Here is a 12,660-nt window from a genome sequence, read left to right on the forward strand (position 1 = left end):
TCATGTATCCGATTCACCGTGCGGTGCCGGCGGCCAGGAACTGGCGCAGCCGTTCACGGGTTGCTTCCGCCTGCTCCGGCGTCCAGCGGCGGAACCCTTCGCCGGATTTCATTCCGAGCTTGCCTTGGGCGACGAGTGCGTCGAGATAGGGATGCGTGGTCGGCGTGACATCGAGATCGGCAATGACGACATCATGGATCGCTTTGGTGAGATCGAGGCCGACGAGATCGGATTGTTCGAGCGGCCCGAGCACTGCAAGCCTAGCGCCAAAGCCAAGCTTGACCACGTCGTCGATCGTCTCGGCATCGCAGACGCCGGCGGCGACAAGGGCGATTGCCTCGCGCTTGAGGGCATGCTGCAGCCGGTTGCCGACAAAGCCCGGTATGTCGCGGTGCACGAGGACGGGATGCCGGCCGATCTCCTTGAGCAGCGCCTCCACGACCTGTGCGGCCGGCCTGTTTGCCTCGCTCATCAGCACGATCTCGACCAGTGGCACGAGATGCGGCGGATTCCAGAAATGTGTGCCCAGCACGTGCGATTTATCGGCAATTCTTGCCGAGATCGCACCGATCGGGATGACCGAAGTGTTCGAGCAAAGGATCGCATGGGGCGGCGCGTGGCGCTCCAATTGAGAAAATATCTCCTGCTTCAGCGCCAGTTTCTCCGGCGCAGCCTCGACGACGAGATCGGCATTGCCGACGGCCCAGGCGATGTCCGATCCGGCTTCGATCCGCGTTGCCGGCGAGGACACATCTCCGAGCAGATCCGCGATCTCGTTTATCCGCGCCGGCAGAACGTCGCGTGCGGCCTGATCGGGGTCCTGCACCCGAACGTGATGTCCGGCCGCCGCAAACAGATAGGCGATGCCGTGCCCCATGAGCCCGGCGCCGATCACCGCGATTTTCGCCTTCGGCATGTCCGCTACCCCGCCGTATAGCCGCCATCGACATACATGATCTGGCCGGTGCAGAAATCGGAGGCCGGCGACAGCAGGTAGAGCGCCATGCCGATCAGATCCTCGGGCTCGCCCAGCCGGCCAAGCGGGATGCGCGACAATGATCGCGCTCTGGTCGCCTGGCCGACCTCGTCCTCGCTCCACATCCATGCCGTGAGTTTCGAGCGAAACACCGTGGGCGCAATCGCGTTGACGGTGATGCCATGCTTGGCCCATTCCGTCGCCAGCACCCGGGTCAGGGCGTCGGTGGCGCCCTTCGAGGTGCAGTAGGCGGTGTAGCCCGAAATATTGCCGTGCCGGCCGCGCACGGACGACATCAGCAGCATCTTGCCCTTGATCTTGTTTTCGATCCAATAAGTGCCGACGGCCTTGGCCATCAACCAGGCACCGCGGACATTGGCGTCCATGACGCTCTGCCAGGTTTCATAATCCTGGTCCTGAATGAAGCCCGCCTTGTTGAAGCCGGAGGCGATGACCAGCATATCGACCCGGCCAAATGCCGCAATTGCGGCATCGAGCATATGCCTGGCGCTCTCCAGATCGTCCGGGCGGGCGATGACAGTTTTGCAGTCCGCGCCTAATTCCGCCGCCTCGGCTGCGATGCCGTCGAGTTCCCCGGCCGAGCCGGAGACCAGTACGAGTTTCGCGCCGCTTGCGCCAAGCGCCAGTGCACAGGCGCGGCCGAACGAACCGGATGCGCCAGTGATCAGCGCGACCTTGCCGGTGACGTCAAACAGCGATTTCGGGTTCCTGAGCGCTTCGCTGATCATGCTCGCGCTCCATGTGCGCCCGGAAAGCGGAATGTCTGGTCCGGATCGATGATCGCCACGACCCGCACGCCGCAGCCTTCGCCCTCCGGCCACCGCCACGGGAAGGCCATGAAGGTGCAGCGCTTGCCGGTGATCTTGTCGAGATCGCCATTGATGTTCTCGATGCCGGGAATGCCGCCTTTGACCATCAGCGTCTTGTGGGCGATCTCCCAGTAAGGGAAATCCGCCATCACGTCGCGGCCGGTTTCGCGTTTGTATTCGGCCATCAGATGCGGATGCGACGGGCCGGGGCCATGGTCGACCAGTTTGGTGCCGAGCGGATGGTCGAGCGCCTGGACGTCGACACCCACCATCTTGACGCCCTTCTCCACCAGCCATTCGGCTGACTCTTTGTAGAGGCCGGGCGAATAGGCATAGTAGTCGTCGGTGTCGCCGAGGATGCGATGCGTCCCGGTATTGATCATCACGATGTCGTTCTTGCGGATTGCCGGGCTTGCCTTTTCCAGGTCGTCGGCGGTGATGACGCCCCATTTGCCCTTGGGGATGGAAACGGCGACGCCGGTGCCGAAGAACCGCCAGATCGGATAACCGGCGAGCGTCGGCGTGTTCTCGGTCACATGCAGCGGCGCATCCATATGTGTGCCGCGATGCATGATGCCTTCGAACTCGTTGACATAGATGCCGTGATTGGCGTGGTACTGATGTGTCAGCACGTTGATGCCGGGCGCCGATGGCCATTCCGGCATGCCGTGGCCCCAGCGGGCGGACAGGTTGTAGAATTGCAGGCCTGATGTCTTTGCTGCATAGGTCATTATCTTGCCTCGCCTTACGCCGCTTTGCCGGATTCGATCCGGTAATTGCCCTGCGTGTCGACAATGCCGACGAAACGCACCGGGCAGGCATCGCCCTCATGCCAATTCCAGGGATAGGCCTGGAACACGCAAGACCGGCCGATGAGATCGTCGATATCGCCGCCGACATTCTCGATCGTCGGAATGCCGGCATCGAGCAGGATGCGGTGGGCGACGTTCCAGGTGGGGAAGTCTTCCGCTGTCGAGCGGCTGGTCGCAGCCTCGTAGGCCTTGGGCAGCCGTTTCATCTGCGGACCGTTGCGATGGTTGCCGAGCGACGTCGCCAGCGGATGGTCCACTTGTGGCGTGTCGACGGCAACGAGCTTGACCGCGCGGGCGACGAGCCATTCCGCCGCATCCTTCGAAAGACCGGGGCTATGGCCGAAATAGTCGATACTGTCGCTGTATCTGCGGTGCCAGCCGGTGACGATGACGACAATGTCGCCGGCCTCAATGCGGGGCGAGGCGGCTTCGAGATCGGCAGCGGTGACCTGCTGCCATTCACTTTTCGGGATGGAGACCACCACGCCCGGACCGAAAGAGCGATCGAGCGCGATCTCGCCGACGCCGATGCCGCGTTGGATCAGGTGGCGCGGGGCATTCATGTGGGTTCCGGTATGCATGATGGTGCGGATGCGCTGCGCCATGACGCCGTTCTTGGCATGCGTCGTCGAGCGGAAGATTTTCACGTCGTCATAGCCCGGCAAGGTCGGGACACCGTGGCCCCAGACATGGCTGAGCTCATAGAATAGAAGCCCGGTTTCGGGTTCCTGTACGCCGGACATGATTCCTCCCCAGCCGGTCGAGCCGGCGCTGCGAATGCTCTGTTTTGGTGATTTCCTGTGCTGCAGGAACGGTTTGAGGATGGCGGCATGCGGCTTGTGGCGCAAATCAAAAGGCCGCTTGATGCTATGCAAACTATTTATGGCTGCATGCAGCGGGAAACGGCCATCCGATGCCTTCGCGATGAAAAGCAGATGCAATCAGGCCGAAAGCCTGGCGCGCAGGATCGCCATGAAACTGTCCAGAGCCCGTACTGGGTTGGGCGTGCGGCGATAGGCAATGCCGGCTTCCGCCTCCCAGAAGGTCCCCTCATGCGAGACTTCCTTCAATCCGTATTTTTCCGCATCGACCAGCATCTGTTCGGGGAAATGGGCGAGGAAATCGCCCTCGCTGAGAATCTTGAACAGGCCGATCGATGTCGTCTCCACGGCAATCGTCGGTGGCTCGATGCCGTTGGCGACGAAATAGGAACCGATGCGGCTGGTCCCGACATGGTCGTTTGCCAGCACCAGCCAGGGATAGCGTGCCAGATCCTGTGCCGTCGCCACCGGCAATTGCAGCAGCGGATGCTCGGAGCGGGCCACGACCGTATGCTGGATCTTGACCAAGGGCTCCTTGACGATCTCCGCCTGCGACGGGAAATCCAGCGTGCTGCAGACGAGGTCGATGTCGCCGTTCATCAGAGCCGGGACGAGCGTGTCGATGACACCGCTGCTCAACACGACCTTGACCTTGGGAAACTGCGCATGGAAGGCGGCAATCACCGGCGGCAGGAACGTGGTGATCCAGACCGGGCCGGCGCCGATCCTGAGCGTGCCCACCATGCCCTTTTCGAGCGCGCTGATTTCCGCCAATGCATGGTGGTATTCGAGCTCCATCAGCTTGACGCGCCGGGCAAGGATCTCGCCCTGGCGGGTCAGCGCCACGCCGCTCGGCAGACGCTCGAACAGCGTCACGCCGAGAATGATTTCAAGCTGTTTGATGCTGCGTGTCAGCGCCGGTTGGGTGAGGTTGAGAACCTTGGCGGCCGCCGTGATATTGAGATGTTCGGCCGTTGTCAGGAAGAGGATCAGCAGTCTGGAATGCATCATTGTATTTCGGTGTCGCATACCAAGTCCAATGCTCATTCCAACCCATAAGAAATTGTTATACCTGGGCTGAAAGCCGGTCAAGCAATCGTAGGACGATCAGCCGGAGGCCCGTTCCGAACGCCGCACGACCACATTCTTCAGGTCCGAATAGAGGTCGACCGCATGCATCGATCGGTCACGACCGAAGCCGGATTGCTTGAAGCCGCCGAACGGCATTTCCACCACCGGTCCCGTGCCACCGTTGACATTGATATTGCCCGCCACCAGCCGCGATGTGGCATAAGCGACATCGTCGATATTGGCCGACCAGAGATTTGCTCCGAGTCCGTAGCGGGTGGCATTGGCGATAGCGATCGCCTCTTCCAGGGTATCGAAGCGGATGACCGATAGCACCGGCCCGAAGATTTCCTCTTGTGCCAGCGCACTTTTCGGATCGACCCGGTCGGCGATCGTCGCGCCCAGATAGCTGCCGCCCGCCAGACCCGTGGCATTTCTGCCATCAAGCAAGAGGTTTGTGCCATCTTCGACGGCGGTTGCGATGCGGGAAACGATCCTGTCATGGTGGCTCGCATGGATCACCGGCCCAAGATCGGTCTCGATCTGAAGCGGATTGCCGATGCGGAGCGCGCGGGCTTTTTCGACCAGACGATCGAGGAAGGACTGGTCCGTGCCGTTCTGGACGAGCAAGCGCGAGGGCGCCTCGCAAACCTGCCCCTGGTTGGAAAACATGAAGCCGACGGCGACGTCAGCGGCCATGGCGAGATCAGGTGCATCGGCCATGACGATATTGGCGCTCTTGCCACCGAGCTCCAGGCTGACGCGCTTGAGGTTGCTGTCGGCGGAGGCATGCATCAGCGCCCGGCCGGTGCCTCCGGAGCCGGTGAAGGTCAGGCAGTCGATGTCGGGATGTTCGCCGAGCGCCCGGCCGACCTCGGCTCCGCCGGTGACCACCTGCAATACGCCCTCGGGGATGCCGGCCTCGAGCGCCAGTTCCGCCATGCGCAGCACCACGAGCGAGGCTTCCTCGGACGGCTTGACGATGACGGAATTGCCGGTGACCAGTGCCGGCCCCATCTTCCAGGCGCCGATCATCGCCGGCGCGTTCCACGGCAGGATCGCCGCAACGACCCCGAGCGGCGCGCGGGAAATATAGGCCGTGACGTGATCGTCGAGCGCGATCATCTCGTCATAGAGCTTGTCGGCCAGCTCGCCATACCAGCGGATCGTATCGACGGCGAAACCGGTGTCGAGATTATGGGCCATCATGATCGGCATGCCCATGTCGAGCGTCTCGGTCACGGCGAGCGAGGCCTGTTCCGCCGCCATCAATTCCGCCCAGCGGACCATGCGCTTCTTGCGCTCCTTGGGCGGCATGCCGCACCAGATTCGCGCTTCGAAGACGCGCCGCGCCGTGGCGACGGCACTGTCGACATCGACCCTGTCGCAGTCGGGCATGCTGGTCAGCACGCGCCCGTCGATTGGGGACAGGATCGGGCGGCGCTTTCCCGAAGCGGCTTCCATCTGTTTGCCGTCCAGCAGGCAAAACGCCTTGCCGAGCGGGCGGCTGGCCAATCCGTCGATCGCAGCCTGGTCGAATTCGGTCATTGTTATTCTCCCTTGAGCATGGCGATCAGAAACGCAGCACGGGTTTCACCACGCGGCCGCTCAGCGCATCGGCGACGGCACGGTTGATGTCCCGGAAGTCGTAATGGGTGATGAGCCTGTCGATCGGGAAGCGGCCTTTCAAGAACAGGTCGACCAGCTTGACCAGGAACGCATCCGGATTGCTGTCGCCGAGAATGATGCCGCGGATCGAGCGGCCGCCGGTCATGATATGCTCGACATCTATGGACACTTCCATGCCTTTCGGCGCGCCGCCAACGAAACCGCAGGTGCCGCGCATGGCGAGCACGTCCATCGCCTGGCGCAGGACTTTCATGTTGGCGGTGGTGTCGAGCGTATAGTCGAGCCCCTTGCCGCCGGTGATCTGCATGATGGCGTTGGCCGCGGGCTGCCGCCCGGAATTGATCGTGTGCGTGGCGCCTAACTCTCTTGCGAGTTCCAGGCGGCTGTCGACCAGATCGACAGCGACGATGGTGCTTGCGCCGACCAGATGTGCCGCCATGATGGCGGATAGGCCGACGGCGCCCGTTCCGAACACCGCGACCGAGGCGCTGGCACCGACGGCCATGGAATTCATGATCGCACCGGCGCCGGTGATCACGCCGCAGCCGATCGGTCCCAGCATGTCGAGCGGGGCATCGGGCGGCATCTTCACCACATTCTCCTCGGTCGCGATGGCATGGCTGGCGAAGGAGGACTGCGATTGGAAATAGTGGAGCAGCCGACCATTCTGCGACAGCGGACTGCTGCCGTCCGGCCGCGTGCCGATAAAATTGTGCTCGTGGAATTCCTCGCAATAGCTCGGCTTACCGACATTGCAGCTGCGGCAATGGCCGCATGCGCCGGCCGTCATGACGACGTGATCGCCCGGTCTGACCTTGGAGACGCCGATGCCGGTGCCTACGACGATGCCGGCGCCTTCATGGCCGAGCACGACCGGATGCGGGATCGGATAGATCTGATGGTCGCGCATGAAGATGTCGGTATGGCAGATGCCGGTGGCGACAAGCTTGACCAGCACCTCGTTCGGCCGGGGCTCTTCGAGGGTCGCCTGTTCGATCGAAAAGTTCTGGCCGATGCCACGCGCAATGGCTGCCTCTATTTGCATCTCTGCCCCCTGACGATGGATTGCAGCCCGCTGGCCGCACTGTCGAGTGCGGCAAGATCCGCCGCTCCCATGAATTTCAATGCATTGACGATGTCGTTGCGGAACAGTGCGGCGGCGTGATCGCCACCGCGTTTGCCGAGAGCACAAACAGCAAACAGGAAAGCCCGGCCGGCAAAGGCCGCTGTTGCGCCGAGCGCGCGAGCACGCACGACGTCGATGCCATCGCGGATGCCGCTGTCGAGCAATATGGTGGCGCGCTTGCCGATTGCCTCGGCAATAGAAGGCAACACCGCAGCGGTGGGCGGGCTCGGGTCAAACACGCGCCCGCCATGGTTGGAGATCCAGACGCCATCGGCACCAACGGCCACCGCGCGTTCGGCGTCTTCCGGATGCGTCATGCCCTTGACCACCAATGCCCTTGGCCAGAGATCGCGAATACGAGCAATATCGTCCCAGGAGAAGGTGCCAGTAATTTCCCGGACTGCGAAGCTGGCAGAGGCCCATGCGCCTTTTTCCGCACCAAGATAAGGCAGTAGATTTTCGAAGCGCGGCAGGCCAGTGCGGGTGACGGCCGCGAGCCATACAGGTGCGGCGAGCGCTTGCAACGTCATTTTCGGCGTCAGCGAGAATGGCGGCACGAGGCCGTTGCGGATATCGCGCGGCCGTTTCGATCTGGCGGCGCTGTCGACGGTCAGCACCAGTGCATGCGCGCCGGCGCGGTCGGCGCGCGCGATCATGTCGCGGGCCACGGAACCCTCATTGCCGGGGATCTGGTAGAGCTGGAACCAGAAACTGTCGGGTGCGAGGCGTGCGGCCTTTTCGATGCTCATCGATGCACCGGTGGCAAGCACATAGGGTATCCGTGCCGCCTGCGCGCACTGCGCCAGGATTTCGTCGGCGCCGGGCCAGGCAAGTGCCGCAAGCCCCATAGGCGCGATGCCGACGGGCATGGAATAGCTGCGGCCGAGGAGCGTCACGGTTACATCTGCATCTGCAGGGCTTGCGCCATAACGTGGAACGAGATCGATATCGTCGAACGCGGCAGCATTGCGCTGGACCCCAAGCTCACGCCCCGCGCCTGTATCGAGGAAATCGAAGGCAAAGCGAGGCAGGCGCGATCTGGCGCCGGCCCGCAGGCTCTCGAAATCGGGAAATCGTCTATCGATCAAGCTGGCCACTCTGCATCATTCGCTCTGCCGAAATTCATCGATTTCATCCCGGCTTCTCAGTGATCGATGAACGGCCATGGGCTGGCTTCCGAGCCCCGCTCGACCATGACCTCGATCAGCACAGGCCGGTCGGCGGCAAGGGCTTTTTCGAGAGCCGGCTTGAGTTCGTCGGGAGATTTGACCCGGCTTGCACTGACGCCAAAACTCTCCGCGAGCTTGACGAAATCGGGATTCACCAGTTCGGCGCCGATGACGTGGCCCTCGAAGCGCATCTGCTGGTCGCGCCGGACATTGGCGAATGCCGCATTGTTGAAGACGATCACGGCAACGGCGATATTGTATTGGACGGCAGTTGCCAGCTCCTGCACCGCGAACATGAAGCCGCCATCGCCGCAGACCGAAATGACCGCCTTGTCCGGATTGGCGACTTTGACACCCAGCGCGGTGCCGAAACCGCTGCCCAGTGTGCCCTGGTGTCCGGAGGAGATGTAGCTGCGCGGCCGATAGACCGGAAATCCAAACCAGGAAGCGAAGCCGACCTGCGACAGATCGTCGACGAAAAAGCCATCGCGCGGCAGCACGTCGCGGATGACCCTGAGATAATCGATCTGTGGCTGGACCGCCTGGATGGCACGGCTGGTTTCCTCCTTCGCGCGGCGGATGGCATCGCGCCGTCCCGGGTGGCTTCGGGCTGTTTTTCGTGCCGCGGCCAACAGAGCACGCGTCGCACCAGAGGCGTCGGCGGTGATGTCGATATCGCTCGGATAACAGCGGGCCTCCACGGGGTCGATGTCGATGCGGATGGTCTTCAGTCCGGCGGGAGGCTTGCCCCAGCGCCAGCCGGTGATTTCCAGCCGTGTGCCGATGCCGATCAGAAGATCGGTATCCTTCCAAAGCGGGAAACCGGAAGCGATATTGACGCCCAGTTCCCGGTCTTCGCCGACAATGCCGCGGCCATTGCGAAGGGCGACCACGGGGGCGCCGAGAAGCTCCGCGAGTTCGGCGATCTCGTCGGCAGCATCGACAGCGCCGCCGCCCACGAAGATCATCGGTGCCGCCGCATTGCGGATCAGTACGGCGGCTTCCTCGATGCGGCCGAGATCGACAGGCAGAGCGAGAGGTGCCGGGGAGGGGGTGTCGACCTCCACCTCCATCGTCTCGGTAAAGCGGTTCCAGAACATTTCCAGCGCCGCCGGTCCCGGTCGCCCGGATGTCATCTCGTGGAACGCCTGCGCCAGCATCGCCGGCGCCATGGCGGCATTTTCGATGCGGTCCGCCCATTTCACCAGGTGCCGCATCGTGCCGAGCTGGTCGCGCATCTCGTGCAAATGGCCGCGGCCGCGGCCGAAATAGGCGGTGGGGACTTGGCCGGTGAGGCAGAGAACTGGAGCATTGCAGCCATAGGCCGTCAGCAAGGCGGCCGAGGTGTTGAGCATGCCGGGTCCCGGCACCACGGAATACACGCCCGGCCGCCCGGTGGAGCGGGCATAGCCGAGCGCCATATAGGCGCAGCCCTGCTCATGCCGTGCGCCGATGACTTTGATCCGGTCGCTAGCCTTGTAGAGCCCGTCGAACAGTCCGTAGATCTGTGCGCCCGGCAGGCCGAAGACCGTATCCACGGAATGACGCAAAAGTCCTGCGACGATTGCCTCCCCACCCGTCATCAATGCCATGCTGTTTTTCCCAGTTGTTGCCAGCCAAAGGCCATCCCGCCCAATGGCTCTTGGTCGCCGGGCGAGACCGCGCCAGTCTGTGTCATCGTTAGGTGCCCCTTCGAACCCGTTCAAATGCTTTTTGAAACGGCTCACATAAGAAAAAGGAATGTCCCGAATGGTGCTTTGCGTTCAAGGCTTTCCAGGGGCACTGTCCAGCTGAATGGCACCAAGTTTTCCGCATGCAAGAGCCGGGAAAGACAGCGGAAATATCGTCGCACAATCGCTGCAAACGCTTGCGCTGCCGGTGTTTTCCAGGGCCATTAGAATTCCTTATGGCGAGCGCTCAATATGTCATTGGACTGCGAAAGCGAGGTGGAAATAATGCAATCCTATTGGAGGAGCGGTTTGAATTTCCAGAACCTTTCCGGATCGCGTCGCTGAATAGGAGCGGCCGGATGCAGGGCAATCCCGATCGGTCATCGAAAGTTTCTGGGTGCGCGAACCGGAAGGAACCCGCGACATCGGGCACATGCGTGCCCAAGAATTGCATTAGAACCTGGGAGGGGTCTATGACGGAGACATCAAAAAACGGATTGTCGATTTTTACCGGCGGATTGTCACGGCGCACGCTGCTCAAGACCAGCGCTGCCGCGGCGGCCAGCACGGCACTCTTCAGTCCCTCGATACTGCGGGCTGCCGACGAGGTGATCAAGATCGGCCATGTCAGCCCGCGCACCGGGCCGATGGCAGGCTTTGCCGAAGCCGACGACTACATGATTGGCCAGATCCGCGATTTCCTGAAACCGGGATTGAAGATCGGCGACAAGACCTATGAGGTCCAGATCATCCAGAAGGACAGCCAGACCGATACCAGCCGCGCCGCCGAGGTTGCCAACGAACTGGTGCTCAAGGACAAGGTCGATATTCTGTCGGCCTGTAGCGGCTCGATCGACTGCAATCCGATTGCCGATGTCGCCGAGCTCAACGGCGTGCCCTGCGTCACCTCGGACGACCCGTGGGAATCCTATTACTATGGCCGTAATCCAGGCAATGAGGGTTTCGAATGGACCTATCACTTCTTCTGGGGCCTGAAGGAAGTGCTGCAGAGCTTTATCGGCGTCTGGCAGGCACAGTCGACCAACAAGATCGTCGGCACACTGTTCAACAATGCGCAGGACGACAATTCCTGGCATGACGCCTTCATCCCGGCCATCAAGGCGGCGGGCATGCAGGTCGTCGATCCCGGCCAGTTTCCGCCCTTCGGCAATGATTTCACCCCGCAGATCGCCGCCTTCAAGAAGGCCGGCGTCGAGATCGTCACCGGCAATCTGTTCACACCGGATTTCGGCACGTTCTGGCAGCAATGCGCGCAGCAGGGCTACAAGCCCAAGGTGGTTACGCTCGGCAAGGCCTTCCTGTTCCCGTCCGCGCTTGAATCGCTGGGCGACACCGCAGCCGGCGTCACCTCCGAAGTCTGGTGGTCGCCGCATCATCCCTACAAATCCAGCCTGACCGGCGTCAGCGCCAAAGAGCTTTGCGACACCTACGAGTCCAAATCGAACCGTCCCTGGACCCAGCCGATCGGCTTCAAGCATGCGCTGTTCGAGGTCATCGTCGATGTGTTAAAACGCTCCGAAAACGTCAAGGATCCGGAAGCAATCCTCGCGGCGATCAAGGCGACCAAGCTCGATACGATCGTCGGACATGTGGAATGGACCGGCAAACCGGTGAAGAATGTCTGCGCGACACCCGTCGTGACCGGCCAGTGGCAGAAGCAGGGTGGCAAGTGGAAGATGGAAATCGTCGGCAATGCCGGGTTCCCGAATATCCCTGTCACCTCCAAGCTGCTGCCGCTTGCCTGAGGCCGGGTTCGAATGGCGGGCCGGAGTGCTGAATGGCTGATATCCTGACGCTCAAAGGCGTGCACAAGAGCTACGGGGCCGTGGTCATTGCCAACGGCCTCGACCTTCACCTGGCCGAAGGCGAAGCGCTTGGCATGCTCGGCCCGAACGGGGCGGGCAAGACCACAGTCTTCGGCTTGATCACCGGTACGCAATCGCTCGATTCCGGCCAGATCGTCTTCGGCGGGCAGGATATTTCCCGCCTGCCGGCGGCGCGTCGCTGTAGGATGGGGATTGCCCGGTCGTTCCAGGTACCCCAGCCGTTCGGCAAGATGACGGTTTTCGAAAACCTGGTCGTGGCCGGCGCGTTCTCGCGGGGCAAGAGCGAACGCGAGCTTTACCAGAGCGCCGGCGAGGTGCTCGATGAGGTTGGTCTCGGCGATGTCGCCAACATGAAGGCCGGCAAGCTCACGCTCCTGAACCGCAAGCGGCTGGAGCTTGCCCGCGCGCTGGTCACCCAGCCGCGGCTTTTGCTGCTCGACGAGGTGGCCGGCGGGCTGACCGAGGCGGAATGCGAGCTTCTGATCGGGCTGATCCGCAAGATCAGGAGAACCGGTGTGTCGATCATCTGGATCGAGCATATCGTCCATGCGCTGACCGCCGTGGTCGATCGCGTCGCCGTGCTGGCGGGCGGCGACATCATTGCCAACGGTGCTTCCGAAGATGTGGTGCGCGACCCGCGTGTGGTCGAACTCTACATGGGCATTCCGGCGGGAGATTGAGGACTTCGGTTGCGGCCGCAACCGATTGGAGG

11 protein-coding genes are annotated in these 12,660 nt (G+C 62.3%); 2 read left to right on the forward strand and 9 right to left on the reverse strand.

Features of this window, described 5'->3' with window-relative positions; all coding sequences use genetic code 11:
* Positions 1-13: 13 nt before the first annotated feature.
* From AC1D06_RS01375 to AC1D06_RS01415, 9 genes are all read right to left on the reverse strand, one after another.
* Positions 14-916 (reverse strand): 3-hydroxyacyl-CoA dehydrogenase family protein, encoded by a 903-nt coding sequence (locus AC1D06_RS01375; protein WP_477984427.1) that lies wholly within the window; start codon positions 914-916, stop codon positions 14-16.
* A gap of 5 nt (positions 917-921) precedes the next feature.
* A complete protein-coding gene (locus tag AC1D06_RS01380) occupies positions 922-1,725 on the reverse strand; it encodes an SDR family NAD(P)-dependent oxidoreductase (protein ID WP_477984429.1) in 804 nt (267 codons plus the stop codon).
* Positions 1,722-2,537 carry a cyclase family protein gene (locus AC1D06_RS01385; RefSeq protein ID WP_477984431.1) on the reverse strand — a complete coding sequence of 272 codons (816 nt, stop codon included), beginning with the start codon at positions 2,535-2,537 and terminating at the stop codon, positions 1,722-1,724. Before AC1D06_RS01385 ends, AC1D06_RS01380 begins: the two co-directional genes overlap by 4 nt.
* 14 nt (positions 2,538-2,551) lie before the next feature.
* Positions 2,552-3,361: a cyclase family protein gene (locus AC1D06_RS01390; RefSeq protein ID WP_477984433.1), complete on the reverse strand. Its 810-nt coding sequence runs from the start codon at positions 3,359-3,361 to the stop codon at positions 2,552-2,554.
* A gap of 198 nt (positions 3,362-3,559) precedes the next feature.
* Entirely contained in the window at positions 3,560-4,450 is an 891-nt protein-coding gene (locus tag AC1D06_RS01395; RefSeq protein ID WP_477878366.1) for a LysR family transcriptional regulator, read from the reverse strand.
* 96 nt (positions 4,451-4,546) lie between these two features.
* Positions 4,547-6,055: an aldehyde dehydrogenase family protein gene (locus AC1D06_RS01400; protein ID WP_477984435.1), complete on the reverse strand. Its 1,509-nt coding sequence runs from the start codon at positions 6,053-6,055 to the stop codon at positions 4,547-4,549.
* Positions 6,056-6,080: 25 nt separating this feature from the next.
* A complete protein-coding gene (locus tag AC1D06_RS01405; protein ID WP_477984437.1) occupies positions 6,081-7,181 on the reverse strand; it encodes an NAD(P)-dependent alcohol dehydrogenase in 1,101 nt (366 codons plus the stop codon).
* Positions 7,172-8,350: an alpha-hydroxy acid oxidase gene (locus AC1D06_RS01410; protein ID WP_477984439.1), complete on the reverse strand. Its 1,179-nt coding sequence runs from the start codon at positions 8,348-8,350 to the stop codon at positions 7,172-7,174. The genes AC1D06_RS01405 and AC1D06_RS01410 overlap by 10 nt, the downstream gene beginning before the upstream one ends.
* 56 nt (positions 8,351-8,406) lie before the next feature.
* On the reverse strand, positions 8,407-10,023 hold the full coding sequence (locus AC1D06_RS01415) for a thiamine pyrophosphate-dependent enzyme (RefSeq protein ID WP_477984441.1): 1,617 nt from the start codon (positions 10,021-10,023) through the stop codon (positions 8,407-8,409).
* Positions 10,024-10,574: 551 nt separating this feature from the next.
* On the opposite strand from AC1D06_RS01415, the gene AC1D06_RS01420 reads away from it, so the two are divergent.
* Positions 10,575-11,867, forward strand: a complete 1,293-nt coding sequence (locus AC1D06_RS01420) for an ABC transporter substrate-binding protein (protein WP_477984443.1) — start codon at positions 10,575-10,577, stop codon at positions 11,865-11,867.
* A gap of 32 nt (positions 11,868-11,899) precedes the next feature.
* On the forward strand, positions 11,900-12,628 hold the full coding sequence (locus tag AC1D06_RS01425; protein WP_477984445.1) for an ABC transporter ATP-binding protein: 729 nt from the start codon (positions 11,900-11,902) through the stop codon (positions 12,626-12,628).
* Positions 12,629-12,660: the final 32 nt, after the last annotated feature.

The sequence above is a fragment of the Rhizobium sp. P2_G2 genome (genome assembly GCF_056403555.1).